15 protein-coding genes are annotated in these 19,017 nt (G+C 41.8%); 11 read left to right on the top strand and 4 right to left on the bottom strand.

Annotated features, from left to right (window positions below; genetic code table 11):
• Positions 1-56: 56 nt before the first annotated feature.
• Positions 57-239 (bottom strand): CsbD family protein, encoded by a 183-nt coding sequence (locus A4S05_RS02440; protein ID WP_069068231.1) that lies wholly within the window; start codon positions 237-239, stop codon positions 57-59.
• Between the two features lie 1,083 nt (positions 240-1,322).
• Between A4S05_RS02440 and A4S05_RS02435 the strand changes: the two genes are divergently transcribed.
• The 11 genes from A4S05_RS02435 to A4S05_RS02385 all read left to right on the top strand — a co-directional run bounded on the left by A4S05_RS02435 (position 1,323) and on the right by A4S05_RS02385 (position 14,555).
• Positions 1,323-2,957: a tetratricopeptide repeat protein gene (locus A4S05_RS02435; protein WP_069068230.1), complete on the top strand. Its 1,635-nt coding sequence runs from the start codon at positions 1,323-1,325 to the stop codon at positions 2,955-2,957.
• Between the two features lie 460 nt (positions 2,958-3,417).
• The gene (locus tag A4S05_RS42935; RefSeq protein ID WP_256090790.1) at positions 3,418-3,543 is read left to right on the top strand and encodes a hypothetical protein; all 126 of its coding nucleotides are present in this window, start codon (positions 3,418-3,420) and stop codon (positions 3,541-3,543) included.
• A 176-nt stretch (positions 3,544-3,719) separates the two neighbouring features.
• A complete protein-coding gene (locus A4S05_RS02430; RefSeq protein ID WP_069068229.1) occupies positions 3,720-4,040 on the top strand; it encodes an RNA recognition motif domain-containing protein in 321 nt (106 codons plus the stop codon).
• Between the two features lie 210 nt (positions 4,041-4,250).
• Positions 4,251-4,439: a 30S ribosomal protein S21 gene (gene rpsU, locus A4S05_RS02425; RefSeq protein WP_012407716.1), complete on the top strand. Its 189-nt coding sequence runs from the start codon at positions 4,251-4,253 to the stop codon at positions 4,437-4,439.
• A gap of 237 nt (positions 4,440-4,676) precedes the next feature.
• On the top strand, positions 4,677-6,437 hold the full coding sequence (locus A4S05_RS02420) for a serine/threonine-protein kinase (protein ID WP_176726895.1): 1,761 nt from the start codon (positions 4,677-4,679) through the stop codon (positions 6,435-6,437).
• A 111-nt stretch (positions 6,438-6,548) separates the two neighbouring features.
• Positions 6,549-7,618, top strand: a protein-coding gene (locus A4S05_RS02410) for an ISKra4 family transposase (RefSeq protein WP_141699626.1) whose coding sequence is annotated in 2 segments (ribosomal slippage) — positions 6,549-6,705 and positions 6,705-7,618 — 1,071 coding nt in all. Because the reading frame shifts where the segments join, the coding sequence is not laid out codon by codon here.
• Positions 7,619-7,797: 179 nt separating this feature from the next.
• Positions 7,798-8,187, top strand: a complete 390-nt coding sequence (locus A4S05_RS02405) for a hypothetical protein (protein ID WP_069068226.1) — start codon at positions 7,798-7,800, stop codon at positions 8,185-8,187.
• A gap of 13 nt (positions 8,188-8,200) precedes the next feature.
• Complete coding sequence (locus tag A4S05_RS02400; RefSeq protein ID WP_069068225.1) at positions 8,201-11,878, top strand: WD40 repeat domain-containing protein; 3,678 nt, start codon at positions 8,201-8,203, stop codon at positions 11,876-11,878.
• 120 nt (positions 11,879-11,998) lie between these two features.
• Positions 11,999-12,247: a prevent-host-death family protein gene (locus A4S05_RS02395; RefSeq protein ID WP_069068224.1), complete on the top strand. Its 249-nt coding sequence runs from the start codon at positions 11,999-12,001 to the stop codon at positions 12,245-12,247.
• A 364-nt stretch (positions 12,248-12,611) separates the two neighbouring features.
• A complete protein-coding gene (locus tag A4S05_RS02390) occupies positions 12,612-13,175 on the top strand; it encodes a pentapeptide repeat-containing protein (protein ID WP_069068234.1) in 564 nt (187 codons plus the stop codon).
• A gap of 195 nt (positions 13,176-13,370) precedes the next feature.
• Positions 13,371-14,555 carry a M20 family metallopeptidase gene (locus A4S05_RS02385; RefSeq protein ID WP_069068223.1) on the top strand — a complete coding sequence of 395 codons (1,185 nt, stop codon included), beginning with the start codon at positions 13,371-13,373 and terminating at the stop codon, positions 14,553-14,555.
• Between the two features lie 81 nt (positions 14,556-14,636).
• Here the strand turns inward: A4S05_RS02385 and A4S05_RS02380 are convergent, their stop codons facing one another.
• The 3 genes from A4S05_RS02380 to A4S05_RS02370 all read right to left on the bottom strand — a co-directional run bounded on the left by A4S05_RS02380 (position 14,637) and on the right by A4S05_RS02370 (position 18,954).
• Positions 14,637-15,689, bottom strand: a complete 1,053-nt coding sequence (locus A4S05_RS02380; protein ID WP_069068222.1) for a hemerythrin domain-containing protein — start codon at positions 15,687-15,689, stop codon at positions 14,637-14,639.
• A 260-nt stretch (positions 15,690-15,949) separates the two neighbouring features.
• Positions 15,950-17,410 carry an ABC transporter substrate-binding protein gene (locus A4S05_RS02375; RefSeq protein ID WP_069068221.1) on the bottom strand — a complete coding sequence of 487 codons (1,461 nt, stop codon included), beginning with the start codon at positions 17,408-17,410 and terminating at the stop codon, positions 15,950-15,952.
• A 173-nt stretch (positions 17,411-17,583) separates the two neighbouring features.
• Positions 17,584-18,954: a serine/threonine-protein kinase gene (locus tag A4S05_RS02370; protein WP_069068220.1), complete on the bottom strand. Its 1,371-nt coding sequence runs from the start codon at positions 18,952-18,954 to the stop codon at positions 17,584-17,586.
• Positions 18,955-19,017 lie beyond the last annotated feature (63 nt).

The following is a 19,017-nucleotide window of genomic DNA, read 5'->3' as shown; positions in this document are numbered from 1 at the left end:
TTCTTAACTTGACGCCAATGGCGAGACGCCCATCCTACAATAAATATTGTGATATTTTATTCTAAAGTCTTTTTAACTTCATCTTTGATATTCTCAGCCGTGTGACGGACTTGGGCTTCAGCTTGTTTAGCTTTACCTTCAGCTTTATCTTTAGGATCGCCAGTTACTTCGCCAATGACCTCTTGTACTTTACCTTCGACGTTTTTAGCAAAAGCTTTTGCTCTATCTTCGATACTCATATTCGTTGTTCCTAAAGTATTTTAAGTGTTGATTTTTATTGCTTGCTCGAAAAGCGCTGCAATGTTTATAGATTACTTTTAGACAACTTTTAATTCTTCTATCTGACGATGCTTTTATGAAGAATAGTTGTGTTCTTTGTACATAGTTATTTAACAGTTAAATTCATCTTGGAGAGTTAAAGTAAATTCTATTGTTCTACCTTGAGACAAAATAATTTACAACTTTAGGTAGATAGCGATGATGTTGAAGGAGCCAGAAGGCAGGAATAAGGGACTTCCAAATAACTAAATATTCCATCGCTATGTAGACAGGGGGCAGGGGGAAGTTATTCTCCTGCGGCTCGACTAAGCGATCGCTTCACTTCCTCCTTTTCTCTGCTTTTGTCACAAATATTGCGCGGAAAGAAGCATAATTTTTCAAGCTTTAAATGAAGAGTAGTTTAGCTGGTGCAAGAAAACACAGAAAAGTCTAATCAGTGGCTTTGAAGTGCCTACAGGGTGCTGAGGCTTCCAAGCATCAGAAATTTGGTGGTCTATAGCGCAATACAGTTCAGAATGAGCAACAAAACACTTGTAGAGACGGCGATTCATCGCATCTTCAAAGACAAATTATCTACACCACTCAATACTGCTTGGGTTTAAAAGCAGCAGTAACAAGTATCCACGTTTATCTCTAGCTTCTTACTGATTAATATTTATGAAAGTATTTATGCGATCGCATTCTACTACTCAATCAACTCCCAACTCCCAATATGTAGACTCTATAGGACTCATATTTGATTTGGTGAAAAAACTCAGTACAACTAAGAAGCCTTCTTGACTGTTGCCTGTAGCAAGATTGCCTATTGCCTGTCTACGCAAATTCGTTCAGAAATCAAAGCGGATTCCTATAGGATGCAAACTGATGCATCTGTTAACATTTTCATCGGATGTTCAATCTTGATTCTAATGATTGTGTTTGCAGGGTTTAATATTTATAAGAAACAGCGTGCTGCTGTTCTTTGCCAACAAGTTGCCTCTTTAGAGAAACTGTGGCATTTGAATATTAAGAAAAAAAGAGCTTGAATAAAAAGAATATAGACAATGAAGTACTTATTTATAGTTTGGGTACTTATACTCTCTTTAGTCGCTCCTAGTGCGGCGATCGCTGAAGTAAAACAGCCCTACACCTTAATATCTGGACTTGGCACAATCCACCATCCAGTTTCTACTACTAATCCCCAAGCGCAAGAGTTTTTCGATCAGGGATTAAATTTAATTTACGCTTTCAATCATGATGAGGCAATGCGTTCTTTTCAACACGCTGCCAAACTCGATCCGCATTTGGCGATCGCATATTGGGGTATTGCTTTAGCTCTGGGGCCTAATATTAACTCAGCAATAGACCCAAATCGAGAATTAGCTGCTTACCAAGCAGTACAGCAAGCCTTGGCACTTTCCACCCAAGCATCTACCCAAGAACAAGACTACATTACCGCCTTAGCCAAACGTTACTCCCAAGCCCCTGATGCAGACTTGTATCAACTAGCGGTAGATTACGCAAAAGCAATGGCAACCCTAGTCAAGCGCTATCCTGATGATTTGGATGCGGCAACGCTTTACGCTGAAAGCTTAATGGATCTGCATCCTTGGCAGCACTGGACTAAAGATGGTAAGCCACAGCCAGATACAGAAGAAATTGTAGCTGTTTTAGAATCAGTTCTCCAACGAAACCCGAATCATACGGGAGCTAATCATTACTATATCCATGCCGTAGAAGCCTCGCCTTCCCCAGAACGGGCCCTTATGAGTGCCAAACGACTAGGAACTTTAGCGCCAGCGGCGGGACACTTGGTACACATGCCTTCCCATATTTATTTTCGTGTGGGAGATTATGAAGGGGCAATGCAGGTAAACCAACAGGCGATCGCTCAAGATGATATTTACATCAACAAATATCAAGTCCAGGGCACTTACCCCATGATGTACTATAACCACAACGTACATTTTCTCATGGTAGCCAGCAGCATGGCAGGAAGGTATGAAGATGCTCTTAAATCCGCAGAGAAATTAGTCACCAACGTTACTGCTATTGGCCCACATATACCAATGCTTGAGGGATTCCTGGGCAGCAAAATGCTGATTCAGACACGCTTTCATGACTGGGATGCCATCTTAAAAACTCCTGCTCCCGATGCTAAACTACCTACTACAACAGCACTTTGGCATTTTGCTCGTGGTATGGCAACGGCAGCCACAGGCAAACTTGAAGATGCAGCAAATGAAAGCAGTGCATTACTGGCCGCTAAACAGGTAATTCCCGCCGAAGCAACCATTGGATTTAGTCCTGCCAGTCGCATTTTAGACATTGCCTCAAAAGTTTTAGACGCCAAAATTGCCAGAGAAAAGCATGATTATGAATCTGCCATTCAATTACTAGAACAAGCGGTAGTAGCAGAAGATGCTCTCGATTACGTGGAACCACCAGACTGGTACTTTCCCACGCGAGAGTCTTTGGGCGCTGTGCTTTTGGCTAAGGGTGACTATAGAGAGGCTGAAGAAGTCTTTCGTGCTGATCTCAAAAAGTATCCCCATAACGGACGTTCTCTATTTGGATTGCAGGCAAGTTTGCAGGCACTCGGCAAAGATCAGGCTGCTAAACTTGTCAAAACTGAATTGGAAACCGCTTGGAAAGGTGATGAAAAGCAACTTGACCTAGCAACTGGGGTTACTTATTAAACTTTGTCTCCCCTTTTCCCAAAAGGCTACAGTGTACACACAAGTCTAAATAAAGCTCAATTTCCCATTGTTGTCTCTTTCCTATGCTCTGCATAGGAATACCTGATTAGAGGTTGCTGCCTCCACTCAGATATTGAGTCAGAGACTCAATGAATCCATTCCCAGTCTTAGACTGGGAACGAGGAAAGTCTTATCAAGCTAGGTTTTTAGGACTTCTGTGTATACCGTAATTTTCCAAAAAGGAGAGACCCGCGCCAAGAGAGAAGACTCAGGACTGTCTCCTGCCCCCTGCCTCCTGCCTCCTGCCTCCTGCCTCCTGCCTCCTGCCTCCTGCCCCCTGCCCCCTGCCTCCTTCAAATTTGTTGCCTGACTTTAGCTTTCGTATTAAAATTTTGGAGTAATGCTTCATGGTTAATGCAGTCAAACGTTCAATGCGGATATTCTGAAGATGCGCCCCCGTATGTCTGATTTTTATATCACCCTACAAAATTTATCTTCTTCTATTTCCAACCCTTTTTTGCGGTGGGCAGTATTTAGAGTAGGTGGGGGCGGGCGATCGCTTAGGTGCGATCGCATCACTGGTTAACTATCTGTTAACTATCTACTGGATGCAGAGAGTTGTCTCCTATGTCATCCTATGATTAGGAGAGTTAATTCAGTGATGTCTTTGGTTTTAGTATTGAAAGGCTTTTTCCTTTTAGTATTTACAGACTTCTCAGAGAAATTAAAATCTCTACACAGTGATGATTTTGGAGAGAATCGATGTCAATTTATGTAGGTAACCTCTCTTATGACGTTACACAAGAAGATTTAAGTGGTATTTTTGCAGAATATGGTACTGTAAAACGAGTTCAAGTACCTACTGACCGTGAAACAGGTCGTCCGCGAGGCTTTGCTTTTGTGGAAATGGGAACTGAAGCTGAAGAAACAGCTGCTATTGAAGCTCTCGACGGTGCTGAATGGATGGGTCGTGACCTGAAAGTGAATAAGGCTAAACCCAAGGAAGACAGAGGTGATAGAGGTTCCTTTGGTGGAAACCGGGGAGGATACGGTGGTGGCGGCGGTGGACGCAACCGCTACTAGACCTTGGAAACAAAAAAATTTGCCTAAAGTCTTAAGGTCAGACAAGGAGTCTGTCTTTTTTTTGTAATCTTACCAAAGCAGTGCTGAGTGTCCAAGAACGATTACTCGTCCTTATTTCAATCCTCTAGATTTATCTATGGGATCACTCAGCACTCACCACCCCTGAATGCTTGCCTAGCCATTGATAAAGTCAACTTAGTAGGAGATGTAATGACCCAAGTAATTGTCGGTGACAATGAACATATTGAATCAGCCTTACGACGATTTAAGCGAGAAGTTTCCAAGGCTGGAATTTTTCCAGACATGAGAAAGCATCGTCATTTTGAAACACCCTTAGAAAAACGCAAGCGCAAAGAAGTTGCCAAACACAGACAGAGTAAGAGAAGTTTTCGTAACTAAGAACTGATATACAGCAGAATTCAGGAGTCAGAATTCAGGAGTCAGAATTCAGGAGTAAAACAGGCTTTATACCTTGCTTTGAGATGAATCCTTGTGTACTTCACCTTCCTTGAAATCCGCTGTAAATATAAATGAATTGCCCTCATACAATCTATGAGGGTTTTCCTTTTGCCGATTTTAAAATCAGGAAACCTCAAGAAACGCTAAAATCAAGTCAGCCTTTGTATTGTAGCGGTTGTGTCCCACATCACTCAGAGTGCGGTTCACTGCATAAATCCTGATTGTCAACGTCCTTATCCTCAGCCTTGGGGAAACAAATTTTGTAACAGCTGTGGCGCACCGCTAGAGTTGCTAGACCGCTATGTTCCACTTCAGCCTTTGGGATCGGGAGGATTTGCTCAAATCTACACGGTTTGGGATGAAAAAACTCAAACTGAGAAAGTGTTAAAAGTGTTGGTGGAAGATTCGCCAAAGGCACTGGAATTATTTACCCAAGAGGCGGCAGTTTTATCTAGCTTGCAGCATCCTGGTGTCCCTACAGTCGATGCCGATGGATATTTTCATGTAAATCTGTTTAATCCCAAATCGCACCAACTACCTTGTTTGGTAATGGAAAAAATCAATGGGCGCACTTTAGAGGAGATATTAAGAAAGTTTCCTCAAGGGTGTCCAGAGGATTTGGTTTTAAACTGGTTTGCCCAAGCTCTACAAATTTTACAGGAATTACACAAACGTCAGATTCTTCACCGAGATATTAAACCTTCTAATTTAATGCTGGGTACTTCTTCGCCATCTGTAACCCCGCCTCAAGGGCAAACAGAGGGCGATCGCCTGGTATTAATTGATTTTGGCGGGGCAAAACAATTTAGCGCCTCTAAGCTGCGTTCTCAGTCTAGTTCCACGCGATTATTTTCTTCTGGCTACAGTCCACCAGAACAAGTAAGTGGAGGTGTTGTCGGGACAGGAGCCGATTTTTATGCCCTTGGTAGAACGGTGATTGAACTATTAACAGGCAAATACCCGCTAGAGTTGGAAGATCAGCAAACGGGGAAATTGCGCTGGCGAACTGCTGTAAATGTCAACCCGCAACTAGCCGATTTGTTGGATGAAATGGTGCATGAGGATGTGCGATCGCGTCCAGCAAATGCAGCTATAATTCAAAAACGTTTGGCGAAGATTTGTCAACCATTACCGCCACCAGGATTATTTGCCCGATTGCGAGACAGCGTTAAGCAAGCCTCAATGCAAGTCTCCCAGAAATTGACACAGCTAACACAAGCTATTAAACAAGCGTTAGCTAACTTTGGCCAAGCTGTCAACAAAACCTTTGTTTTCATCACTCAGACAATCATCAAAATTTTACAAGCTTGTTTGGCGACGATTTGGGCGATGATCCTGGCTTATGTTGGCGCTTGTTTTGGTGCGATCGCTGGTTTTATTTTGGCCTATCGCACCAGCTTGGGGGGTGTGGTTGTGGAATTTCTTGGGAGTCAGCTAAACGAATTAGTGCCAAATACTCAACCTGTCTTCGGGGCAGATATTTTGGTATTCGTCGCCGCAGGTTGGGGAACCGCATGGGGATTGACAGTATCCGGGTGTTTTGGTCAACAGCGGCGGTTTTTAGTGGCGTCGCTGATGGGCATGATTAGCTATGGCTTTGGCTGGTTGATTTTGCAATTAATTACACCAAAAGACAGTGGCGAGGGCTTAGTGGCAGTGATTTTAGTAGCAGTTTGCCTACTCACCTTGAGCTTAGGACTTCGCAGCCACCATATAGTTTACGCTGTGTTCTCGGCCTTTGGTAGTGCGATCGCTTATGCAGTTTTGATTATTTTGAGGTTAGCGCCTTCAATCTTCCAATTTACTAGTCAACCAGCCTGGTCGGAATTACAGTTACCTCTGATTTTTTTTGGTTCTGTAGGCTTCTTTATCAGCTTTTGGTTAGGTGTGAGTTACTACCTAATTGTCCCTGGATTGCGCCTTTTGGGATGGCGATGAAAGAGGAAAGAGGGATTCCTATATTTAGGACTTGCCGGGAGCATCCATTTTTGGAAGATTTATCATTTATGGGAAAATATAAAGGGAAATAACCCTGTGCGATCGCTGATAATGAACCAAGAAAAACAAGAACGGATAAAAGCCTGCTTACAAGAATTGTCAACACTGCTGTATGAAGAAGCAGACAAAAGTAAGCTGGCAGACCTCGAAGGCATAGAAAAAACAGTTCGCAGTCAAGTATTAGAATTAGTCAGCCCAGAAATAGCCCTTTTTTTATCAAACAAACAACAAAAACAAACATCGGTAAAACGAGGAAAATCAAAAGCTTAGTTGGGGAACTGAAATTAAAAGCTAAACAGATACAGAGGCTAGGTTTGAAACCAAGGAGTCGATTAAGTCCATTACTTCAAAAGTGCTGTTTAAGGCTATCAGCAAATGAATCATATCAAAAAGCAGAAATCGAGATTGAGGCATTAACAGGAGTGAAAGTTGGCCACACGACACAACAAAAACTAGTTCTCGAACAGGATTTTCAGCTACCCGTAGCAAAACAAGCTGTGTCAGAAGTGAGTGTGGATGGGGGAAAAGTCCGACTTAGGGGACAACCTCAAGCAGGCTGTCACTGGCGAGACTATAAAACTGTTCGTCTACAAGGGATTTACTATGGTGCGTTTTTTGATGACAACCAATCATTAGTTGATTATGTCAATAGCCAGCGTCTTGTTAATCCGTTAGCCTGCTTGGGTGATGGTCATGATGGTGTGTGGAATCAAGTCATTGAGTTTGGTAAAAGTGAGAATTTTGGGCGTTGGGAAATTTTAGATTGGTATCACCTCAAAGAAAATCTCTATAAAGTTGGCGGTTCTTTAAAGCGGCTAAAAGCTGCTGAAACTCTGTTATGGCAAGGTCAGGTAGATAATACTCAAGCTTTATTTCTTCATTGCCGAGGTAAACAGGCGAAGAACTTCATTGCTTATCTAGAAAAACATCGCTCTCGTATTGTCAACTATGCCTATTACCAGGCTGAACAACTTTGTTCTATTGGTTCTGGAGCAGTTGAATCTGCTATTAAACAAATTGGTGCGAGGATTAAAATTTCTGGCGCACAGTGGAATGTTGATAGTGTTAATCACATCCTCTCTATTCGTTGTGCTTATCTCAATGGTTTATTAGCTATTTGAGTCTTTCTGCCAAAAGTGGATGCTCCCGACTTGCCTAAGTGTCATATTTTTTTGTAGAGGTTATCAAGACGTCAAAAAATCGAAATCTTGACCCTTGACCCCGAAACATGAAAATATACGTGCCAGTTGCGTAAATCCTGCTATTTTAGCTGTTAGATACAAATAATTGGGGATTAACTATGGAACCTATTTCTATGATTATTGCTGCTTTAAGTGCTGGTGCGATCGCAGCTACTAAGGATACCGCAGGAACAGCCGTTAAAGATGCCTATCAGGGTTTGAAAACCTTGATTAAGAAGAAGTTTGAGGGCGATGTTCTGGGACAAGCGATGGTAGATGCCAAACCAGAAGAAATCAAGCAAGCGGAAGGTTTGTTAAAAGATAAAATTACCAAAGCTGGTGCTGATCAAGACCAGGAAATTATTAAAGTGGCTCAGGATTTACTCGAAAAAGTGAAAGAACAACCTGGGGGACAGGAAATAATCAATCAAACTCAAACCAACACCATGAGTGGAAATACCGTTGGTGGAAATGTGAACTTTGCACCGACTGTGCAAAATCAAGGTTAAGGATACCAAGATCATGAGCGAGTCAGTCCCAAATCACTCATCTCAAGAACAAGAAAATCTCTTAAAGGATAATAGTGTTGGGCGTGATTTGACTTTCGCTCCTGTACAGATAATCAACTACTACTATCGAGAAGAAGCAAGATTAGTCCCGTCTGATTCTACCGACGCTGCTGATGAATATCTCCCTTGTCCTTATCGCGGGTTGTTTCATTTCGGCCCAAATGATGCGGATGTTTTCTTTGGGCGGGAAATATTTATCGAAGAACTTTATAGTGCAACTAAAACCAATAATTTTATTCCGGTGCTTGGTGCATCAGGAAGCGGTAAATCTTCGGTGGTATTAGCGGGATTAGTCCCTAAGTTACAAACAGCAGGTCATTGGCAGTTTACTCACTTTCGTCCTGGTTCTGACCCTTTCCATGCTCTAGCTTTAGCTCTTGTTCCTCTCTATACACCCAACTTAGATCAAACAGACCAAATTGCCCAAGCCCGAAAGATGGCTGGTTACTTGCAAGATGGTTCTGTTATTCTCTTAGATGTTTTTGCTAAAATTCAGCAAAATCATCCTAGCGATCGGGTGCTACTGATTGCTGACCAATTTGAAGAAATTTACACACTCTGTAACAATCAGGAAATTCGCCGTAAGTTTCTCGACTGCTTATTAGCCAGTCTCGAAACTCCTACTTCTCTGTCTTCATCGGCTACGGTGTTGGTGACAACGATGCGGGCAGATTTTTTGGAAAATGCTCTTTCCTATCGTCCCTTTGCTGATGTCTTGCAAAATGGTGACGTGAAACTGGGGCCGATGAATCGGGAGGAACTAATAGAAGTCATTGAAAAACCTGCCCAAAAATTCGGGGTGACATTTGCAGACGGACTGGTAGAACGCATTTTGAATGATGTGGAAAACCAACCGGGAAATTTACCTTTGCTAGAGTTTGCTTTAACAGAGTTGTGGAATAAGCGAACAGGTAAACAATTAACTCACAAAATCTATGAAGAAATTGGTCGAGTAGAAGGTGCGTTAGCTCGCCATGCTGATGAGAAATATGGCAACTTGACAGATGATGAAAAGGAGAAAGTCCGGCGGATTTTTATTCAATTGGTGCGTCCGGGTGAAGGAGCAGAGGATACCAGACGCATAGCGATGAAAGCGGAATTGGGGGAGCAAAGCTGGTCTTTGGTAAAAAAATTAGCTGATGCTCGGTTGGTGGTGACAAGTCGCAATCTCAGCAGTCAAGAAACGGTGGAGGTAGTCCATGAAGCTCTGATTCGCAATTGGGGAGAACTGCGAGAATGGATGAATACAAACCGCGTTTTTAGAGCTTGGCAAGAGCGACTGCGTTCAGCAAAGAGACAATGGGAAGCGACGAAGCAAGATCCGGGGTCATTGTTGCGTGGTGCAGTATTAGCAGAAGCAGAAGAAAGACTGAAGGAACGCCCAGAAGACTTAATTGATGAAAAAGAATTTATCAAGCAGAGTATCCAAGAAGAAAATCGCCTCAAACAAGTCGAAACAGACCGCAGTAACCGGGAAATCAGAACTGCCTGGGGCATTGCGACTGGTTCATTGGTGGCGGTGGTAATTAGCGGTATATTGGGTTTAATTGCATGGAATCAGACGAAACAATCAGAACTCAATCAAGCTAAATCTCTTGGTAGATATTCCTTGTCTCTATTTAATGAAGGAAAAGAGTTAGATGCTTTCGTTACAGCAATGAAAGCCGGAAAAATCCTGCAAAAGCAACATAAAACTATACCAGAGGTAATGAATGTCTTGCAGAGAGCTATTGCCGAGAGAAGGGAATACAATCGCTTAGAAAGACACAATAAATCTGTTAGAAGCGTGAGTTTTAGCCCTGACGGCAAGACTCTGGCTTCTGGTAGTAATGACAACACAATCAAATTCTGGAATCTAGAAACAGGCCAAGAAATTCGTACCCTCAATGGGCATAAACAATCTGTCAATAGCGCGAGTTTTAGTCCTGACAGCAAGATGTTGGCTTCTGGTAGTGAAGACAAGACAATCAAACTCTGGGATCTAGAGACAGGCAAGGAAATTTACACCCTCACAGGGCATAATAATGATGTCATTAGTGTGAGTTTTAGTCCTGACAGCAAGACTCTGGCTTCTAGTAGTGAAGACAAGACAATCAAACTCTGGAATTTAGAGAGAGGCAAAGAAATTCGCACCCTCTGGCATACTGGCTCTGTCAATAGCGTGAGTTTTAGTCCTGATGGCAAGACTCTGGCTTCTGGCAGCAGTGACAATACAATCAAAATATGGAATCTAGAGACAGGGAAGGAAATTCGCACCTTCTGGCATACTGACTCTGTCAGGAGCGTGAGTTTTAGCCCTGACGGCAAGACTTTGGCTTCTGGCAGCAGTGACAATACAATCAAAATATGGAATTTAGAGACAGGCCAAAAAATCCACACCCTTACCGGGCATACTGACTCTGTCAGAAGCGTGAGTTTTAGTCCTGACGGTAAGACGTTGGCTTCGGGTAGTTATGACAAGACTATCAAACTCTGGAATCTAGAAACAGGTAGGAAAATTAGCAACCTTAGTGGGCATGATAACTCTGTCAGGAGCGTGAGTTTTAGCCCTGACGGTAAGACTTTGGTTTCTGGCAGTTTTGACAAGACTATCAAACTCTGGAATTTAGAGATAGGGAATGTTCGCACCTTGACCGGTCATAATCACTATGTCAGGAGCGTAAGTTTTAGCCCCGATGGCAAAACTTTGGTGTCTGGTAGTGAAGACAAAACTATTAAACTCTGGAATCTAGGGACAGGTAATGTCCGCACCCTCAATAGTCATACTGACTATATTAGAAGCGTAAGTTTTAGCCCCGATGGCAAGACTTTGGCTTCTGGCAGTCGTGACAAGACTATCAAACTCTGGAATCCAGAGACAGGTAAGGAAATTCGCACCCTTACAGGGCATAATCACTATGTCAGAAGCGTAAGTTTTAGCCCCGATGGCAAGACTTTGGCTTCTGGCAGTTATGACAAGACTATCAAACTCTGGAATCTAGAGACAGGTAAGGAAATTCGCACCCTTACTGGACACACTGGCATTGTCTATAGCGTGAGTTTTAGTCCTGACGGCAAGATTTTGGCTTCTGGTAGTGAAGACAACACTATCAAACTCTGGAATCTAGAGACAGACAAGGAAATTCGCACTCTTACTGGGCATGATAGCACTGTCTATAGCGTGAGTTTTAGTCCTGACGGCAAGACTTTGGCTTCTGGTAGTGAAGACAACACTATCAAACTCTGGAATCTAGAAACAGAGAAGAAATTACTTACCCTCAAGGGGCATAATGGCGCTGTCCTGAGCGTGGGTTTGAACCCTGATGGCAAGACTTTGGCTTCTGGCAGTTATGACAATACAATCAAAATCTGGAATCTAGAAACAGGCAAGGAAATCCGTACCCTTACAGGGCATAATCACTATGTTAATAGTGTAAGTTTTAGCCTCAATGGCAAGACTTTGGCTTCTGGCAGTTTTGACAATACAATCAAAATCTGGAATCTTTCAGGCTTAGGTTTAGACTTAGACTTAGACTTAGACACTTTAATGACGCATAGTTGCAAGTGGATATGGGCTTATTTACATAACCCTAGTGCAAAAGTTAGCGATCGCGATCGCCTCTTGTGCGACGGCATTGGCACGCAAAATTAAAGTAGTGGCGGGACTGATGCGCGGAAGTCAAACGTCAAAAGTCAAAAATGCGATCGCGTTGATCGAGGAAAAGTGCGATTGATATACTGAGAACAACTTTTAGAAAGGGCGATCGCCATCATGACGACACGCGAACTCTTATTCCAAGAACTAGCAAACACGTCCGATGAACTCTTGCTACCAGTGCTGCAATTTTTGCAATTTCTCAAAGCGCATCCGATTCAATCTGCTGAACTTGAACTTGACACCCTGGAAATCATCATCAGTCTTCGGCAGGGATTAGCCGAGTTTGATCGCGGTGAAGGACTTCCCGCTACTCAAGCCTTAGAAGAACTGCGTCATCGACTCCAGATTCCCTCTCGCCCATGACTTATCAGGTTTTGATCCAGCCAACCGCGTTTCAAGACATAGAAAACACTTACCGTTGGATGTGTGACAACTTTGATGCTGAAACTAATCAAGTGCCCAAAAACAAGATCCCCCTAGTCGTATTTTTCATCGAGCTAGGGGGATCACATATATGGTAGTCTATAATTGGTTCGGTATAGTTCCTTACGAATCGATTCTATAGCCTACATTTCAATTTGAGTAGTCTTACCACTAGAATTTATAGTATTTTTACAGCTTCTTAATGAATGCTTCATCCCTGCTGTTTTTTAGGGAGGCGGTATATGTAACTATGACAGTACGCAATGTGCGTAACTTGTCATTTTTGTGGATATCTGTAAAAAATATGAAATTTAAGATTGTTGCTACTAGCGTCCTATTAGCTTGTTTCGGGTTTGCAGAGCAGAGCCTTGCATTAAATCAGCTAGATTTAGATCAGTTGAAGGCAACAAGTGCCTGTCCCCGGTGTAATTTAAGTGGTGCTGATCTAACTCAAGTAAATCTAACTGGAGCAAATTTGCGAGGGGCTGACTTGAGCGGCGCTACATTATCTGAAGTTAATCTCACGAATGCCGATCTCACCGGTGCAAATTTAGAAGGTGCGGTTCTAAATTCAGCAAATCTCAGTGGTGCTTCCTTAACAGGAGCAAATTTGAAATCAGCATCCCTGGAAAATGCCAATTTATCTTTTGCCGGTTTTATCAGCGCCAATTTAGAAGCAGCAAACTTAAAAGATGCGAAATTGGATTTTACCAATTTTCGGGGGGCTAACTTCCGACTAACAACTCTAGCTAATGGTGTAGTCACCTCCGATAAACCTTATGGCTGGTCGTTAGAGCGTCAAAATCTTAGAGAATGTAACGAGTTTCAACCCGAAGATACTCCAGGCACAACCTGTTATTCAAAATAAATTGGGCATGGGGCATTAGGCATGGGGCATTGGGCATTGCTTATTTCTCCCTCGTCTCCCTTATCTCCCCCATCCTCCCCTGCTCCCCTGCCCCCCTGCCCCCCTGCCCCTCTGCTTCATCCTTGTATAGCAAAAGCATTTTGTTTGTTAGCAGTTCTTTATCATGGGAAAAAAGCCTATAGATTAATTGAATCAATGCTTACCTCTATTAAAGACTTAGCAGCAAAACTAGCACCCCGGTTAATTGAAATTCGCCGCCACATCCACTCTCACCCAGAACTCAGCGGTCAAGAGTACCAAACAGCAGCCTTCGTAGCTGGTGTTTTGTCTTCTAGCGGTCTGCACGTAGAAGAAGGAGTTGGCAAAACAGGCGTTATTGGAGAACTCCAAGGCACTAAGCAAAATGACCGTTTGTTAGCAATTCGCACCGATATGGATGCCTTACCAATTCAAGAAGGCACTAATTTGGAATATGCCTCTCGTGCAGATGGGATTATGCACGCGTGCGGTCACGATGTCCACACCACAGTGGGGTTAGGAACGGCAATGGTGCTGTCCCAGCTAGCAGAGGAGTTGGGTGGGAAAGTGCGGTTTTTATTTCAGCCAGCGGAGGAAATTGCCCAAGGGGCAAGCTGGATGGTGAAAGATGGAGCGATGGAAAATGTCTCGGCTGTATTAGGGGTTCATGTTTTCCCTTCTATACCCGCAGGATCTATTGGCGTGCGTTACGGGGCATTGACAGCCGCCGCTGATGATTTAGAAATTCTGATTATGGGAGAATCTGGACATGGGGCGCGTCCCCATGAGGCCATTGATGCGATTTGGATTTCTTGCCAAGTCATTACTGCACTGCAACAAGCTATCAGCCGGACGCAGAATCCCTTACGTCCTGTAGTATTGAGTATTGGGAAGATTAATGGTGGCAGAGCGCCGAATATAATTGCGGATAAAGTGCAGTTATTGGGAACCGTGCGATCGCTCCATCCTGAAACTCGTGCCCATCTCCCGAAATGGATTGAAAATATTGTATCTAATGTTTGCCATACTTACGGAGCAAACTATCAAGTCAATTATCGCCAGGGTGTACCCAGCGTTCAAAATGATTATACTCTGACGCAATTGTTACAATCAGCCGCAGAAGAAGCTTGGAGTAGCGATCGCGTTCAAGTCTTACCCGAACCTTCCCTTGGTGCTGAAGATTTTTCTATGTATTTGGAACACGCCCCCGGTTCTATGTTTCGCTTGGGTGTAGGCTACCAAGAAAGAATCATCAACCACCCATTACACCATCCCCAATTTGAAGTTGATGAATCTGCTATTATCACCGGGGTTGTAACTATGGCATACGCTGCTTATAAATACCATCAGCAAAATTTGTAAACAAAAACTCCCAGCAGATCAACGCTGGGAGTTTTGATTTAACTAATCTTTGTTAGCAGTTATAGAAAGCCCGAAAGCATCCTATACATTTGATTCAGTAACAACACCTAGTTTTTGTTGAATTCGAGTCTTAGCAGCTTTGAATTCAGTCGCAAGTTGTTCACTTTGCTCAGTGCTTAAGTTGTTGCGAATAGCAGCAAACATTGTGGTTTCTTCTTGACGAATATGATCGCCAATAGCATCCATCAGCTGTTTGACTTTATCTTTGAATTGGGGTGAAGATGGGCTGAGAGCCTTGATTTCTTCTAATGCTTGCTTGGCATGAGCTTGTTCATCAAACAATTCTTGGGTGTTATCTTGACCGTAGAAAGGACGTACTCTTGGATAGACTGTCTCTTCTTCAGCTTCGGCGTGGGCACTTAGATCCTTGTAAATTTGACCGAAGTACTCTTGGATCTTTTGTGGATTGTTGCTTTGTAGTAGTTCGGTGAACAGGGTATTTACCTTGTTGTGATCCAGGCGAAGGACATCCTGGATATTCATATCCTTTTTGTCACTGGCTTGAGTAACAGCACTACCTACAACACCACTGACTGCGGCCATAGCGTCTTGAACACGTGCCCAGATTCCTTGATCTGCATCTTGTCCTGTGAGTTCGCGGACGCCCAGAATTTCTAGAATACCTTTGAGTTGCTCTTGGTGAGCGCGGTTTTCAAAGTTAATGGTGTTCAAAGGTGCGATCGCTAGCAAAACGTCAGCACCAGCTTTTTGAGCAGCTTTGTGAACTATTAAGCCACTCATTACTAGTTGATGTTTCAGCAATTCATGCTGAGATACTTTTTCATACAGGCTCAACTCAGAACCTTTGAACAATTCACGAGCTTTTGCAATGAATTCTGTAACAGTTTTTTTGGGTTCAGCCTGAATGCCATACTGACCGATTACAGTTTCCAGAACCCCAAGATTTTTTTCGTCATCATTCAGGAAATTACGGATGCGATCGGCAATTTCGGCATCAAGTCCTTGTGTCAAAAGCGATCGCTCATTTTCGATCACCAATTGTTGGAGTGCTTTAAGACTTGCTAATTTTAGAGCAATAGCATTGCGTTTCGTATCATCTAATGTAGCTACCATCCGTGTTCTCCTCGGCAAGTATTCGTAATTCTTACTGATATAACCTTGACATAGAGGTTAGGGATATTCCATCTTTCTTTTGAGTGATCGCGTTCACAACTCTGGGTAGAAAAAGACAAATTTAGGGTTCCGAAATAGAAATAAAAATTGAAGCGATCGTTGCAATTCTAATCAAGTATTTTAGTATGACATTCTAAAGATATAGATTACAAATTTGGCAGTAATCTATATCTTTAGAATGACAAGTAACGTCAAAAAAACTACTTCTTATTCAAGAGGGCAAAATCGTAACCAGTTCCAGTAGAGCAAGACTCGCAACGCTCGATTTTGACTAGGATTGCTTCTCCTTGACGCTCACCAGAGGGCGAAAACTGAATCATTCCTGTTGCTCCTGAAGTTGAGAAATTAGGATTAGACAGTACCTTTTGTAATCCTTCGCGGGTGTTATCTTGTTTCAAGCCAGTAATAATTGCTTGGACTGCATCATAAGCTCCTGCTGTTCTCTGATTTACCTGTGCATTCCAAAGCTGAAAGGCATTTTCTGCAAAGGGGTTATCTTTATTAGCATCACGATGCCAATACACAGGTAATACCATGCCTTCCAAATCCTTGCCATTTTGTAAAGTTGTTGCACTATACATACTTTCAGAAGCAAACAGTGGTTTTCTGCCTCTAACTTCTTGTGCTACTTTGGTGGCAAAATATATATTTCTGATTGAGGGCATTAGTAAAAAGCCACTTGCATTTTCTGTTTCTATGGCTTGATCTACAAAAGCCCTAGGGTCAAAATTCTTATCTGCCAAATTGCAAGGCGTACTAATAACGTTGCTGCCATATTTTTTGATAGCTTGAGTGTACTGTTCTACAAGTATCTGACTTGATGAGGAGCTTGAATTACTTCTTGAACTACGAGAATCACCACAAATAGCAACATTTCTTGCTTGTCGAGCAATGTAGCGAGAATGAGTATCTACTAAATTATCATATAGCGGATTTACATGAAACAAGTAATTATTTGTGGAACTATTAGGTTGATTATTTATTGAATTGCTTTCTAAATTTTCTTGATTTTCGGCTTGATTTGGTCGCTCAACAGGTAAAACTAACACCAAGCGATTCTCACTATAAATTGCGGCGTTACGTCTAACACCTACTGCTGCCACAATACTCTTGTCTTGAACTAATTCATTATCTAACCGTGTAGAATCTTCTCTATTCTCAGCACTTGCAATTACAATTTGCAGTTTCTTACCATTAATTCCTCCTTGATTATTAACTTCATTTTGAGCTTGAGCTACACCACGCAAAATTTCTTCTGATAAACTCGGATCAAAGTTAATTGGAGCGATGACAGCAACTTTCAGAGCGCTCGAATTATCTTGTGCAATTTTGGCATTGTTTAAATAAATTAAAGTTTCTGGATCATTGGGATTATTTTTTAGAGAAGCGGTGAACTTTTTCACAGCAGTTGTAAAATCTTTTTCAGCAAAAGCTTTAACTCCATCTGTTTTCTCAGGATAGGTTTGGACTTTCACCAAAATCCTTGTACCCAAATTCATTAGTGAAGGCTTATTTGTCAATGAAGATGAAGCTGATATGGGGTTTGATGGTGTTATAATGGTCGAAGAAACTTTGCTAATTAACCACAAAATAGCTGCTACCATTACTCCTGCCAGACCTAGAGATATAAGCAGCCTCAAGTTATCTTTTTTATTTGTCATGAATAATTCCCCAAATTCTACAAAAATTATCTGAAATCAAGAGATTTATGAAAATTTAGCCATACCTAGTACCGCAAGGCGGAATTAAAAATTAAAAATTAAACATGAATACAGCATAAGGGTTTCGTTGATTTGGAATGATTGGTTTATTTCTGCCGTGTTGTACTAGTAATTTAAAAATATTTAGAAAGAAGTTTATTTATTATTTCAGACACACTCACGATAATCAGTGTCAATAAACCTGCAAGAATAACGAGTAACCCTACAAGCAGCAGACCATTTACACCAGATTTTAGAAGGTTATTGGTTAGTAGATTTCTGAAAGTAAATACAATGAGTAGATTTGCTATTATAGCAATAATAATTAAATAAGTTTTTTCTAGAAGCGGGCGAGATTGAATCAAGACTAACCCTGCTAAAATTATCAACCACAATCCAGAGCTAATCCAAGTAGTTCCGAGAAAACTGATAAGTGCGATCGCTAAGAACGAACTACCTGATCCAGCAATTATTGCTCCAGACAATAATTTACTGTTAGAAAATTGGGGTAGATATCGAGTTAATTTGTGTTGTTTTTGTGATTGTGAACCTGATGGCAGAGTAGGTGGAATAACTGTAGGAGCTAATGTATATCTTAGCGGTGGAAGATTATTCAAGTCTTGTAAGACAGCCTGTGCAGATTGATAACGTTGTTCATGATTTTCTCGTAGGAACTTATCAAGAATCATCTCTAATTCCTGACTTATGGGTTGCGTTAAATGCTGTCGCCAACTAGAAGTCCAACCATAGCCTTGTTTCATCCACAAACTTGAAGGAGAAATATTAGTTAGCAGATGAAAGCAAGTTATTCCTAAACTATAGATATCACTAGATGGAAAAACTTTACCCACTTGCATTTGCTCAATCGGTGCATAACCTAATGAACCGATTATTGTTCCAATGGCAGTATTTGTCGGTTCTGTTTTTTGCTTTGCTACCCCAAAATCAATTAGTACTAACTTCCCATCATTTTGACGGCGAATAATATTTTCTGGTTTAATATCTCGGTGAATTACCTGCTGTTCATGTATGTCTACTAACACAGATAATAAATCATTTAAAAAATCTCGAATTTTGGCTTCATCAAAAACCCCCTGCTGTTTTAATTCTTGCAACAGATTTTGTCCTTCGATAAACTGCTGCACTAAATAAAGATATTCATCTTCCTTAAAATATGCATACAAATTGGGAATTTGGATATGTTCCCCTAGCTCTTTAAGACGTTTAGCCTCTTGTTCAAACAACTCAGTCGCTTTTTGATGTGCTTGACTACCCTGAATGCCATAAAATTGACTTAGAACTAGCTGCTTGACAACACATCGTTCATTGAGCTTATCTATATCTTCTGCGATATATGTGCGTGCAAACCCTCCTCTCCCTAATGGTGAGATGATCCGGTAACGATTTCTCAGTAGCGATACCAATGCTGTGCCGCAACTAAGGCAGAAATTTGCCCCGTCAGGATTTTGGGGATTCTCGCAATTAGGATTTAGGCAGCAGACCATATAATTATCGCTGTCATTTTATTAATTTTTAGAATATACCTTACATTTACTTTAGTTGTTTTT

Origin of the sequence: Nostoc sp. KVJ20 (assembly GCF_001712795.1) — a bacterium.
Taxonomy (GTDB): Bacteria; Cyanobacteriota; Cyanobacteriia; order Cyanobacteriales; family Nostocaceae; genus Nostoc.
Note: the sequence above shows the minus strand (reverse complement) of the source record. Positions and strands in the feature narration are given on the sequence as shown.

Coding starts and splice junctions, on each gene's coding strand:
- A4S05_RS02440 (WP_069068231.1), bottom strand. CDS start 239: ATGAGTATCGAAGATAGAGCAAAAGCTTTTGCTAAAAACGTCGAAGGT.
- A4S05_RS02435 (WP_069068230.1), top strand. CDS start 1,323: ATGAAGTACTTATTTATAGTTTGGGTACTTATACTCTCTTTAGTCGCT.
- A4S05_RS42935 (WP_256090790.1), top strand. CDS start 3,418: ATGTCTGATTTTTATATCACCCTACAAAATTTATCTTCTTCTATTTCC.
- A4S05_RS02430 (WP_069068229.1), top strand. CDS start 3,720: ATGTCAATTTATGTAGGTAACCTCTCTTATGACGTTACACAAGAAGAT.
- rpsU (WP_012407716.1), top strand. CDS start 4,251: ATGACCCAAGTAATTGTCGGTGACAATGAACATATTGAATCAGCCTTA.
- A4S05_RS02405 (WP_069068226.1), top strand. CDS start 7,798: ATGGAACCTATTTCTATGATTATTGCTGCTTTAAGTGCTGGTGCGATC.
- A4S05_RS02400 (WP_069068225.1), top strand. CDS start 8,201: ATGAGCGAGTCAGTCCCAAATCACTCATCTCAAGAACAAGAAAATCTC.
- A4S05_RS02395 (WP_069068224.1), top strand. CDS start 11,999: ATGACGACACGCGAACTCTTATTCCAAGAACTAGCAAACACGTCCGAT.
- A4S05_RS02390 (WP_069068234.1), top strand. CDS start 12,612: ATGAAATTTAAGATTGTTGCTACTAGCGTCCTATTAGCTTGTTTCGGG.
- A4S05_RS02385 (WP_069068223.1), top strand. CDS start 13,371: ATGCTTACCTCTATTAAAGACTTAGCAGCAAAACTAGCACCCCGGTTA.
- A4S05_RS02380 (WP_069068222.1), bottom strand. CDS start 15,689: ATGGTAGCTACATTAGATGATACGAAACGCAATGCTATTGCTCTAAAA.
- A4S05_RS02375 (WP_069068221.1), bottom strand. CDS start 17,410: ATGACAAATAAAAAAGATAACTTGAGGCTGCTTATATCTCTAGGTCTG.
- A4S05_RS02370 (WP_069068220.1), bottom strand. CDS start 18,954: ATGGTCTGCTGCCTAAATCCTAATTGCGAGAATCCCCAAAATCCTGAC.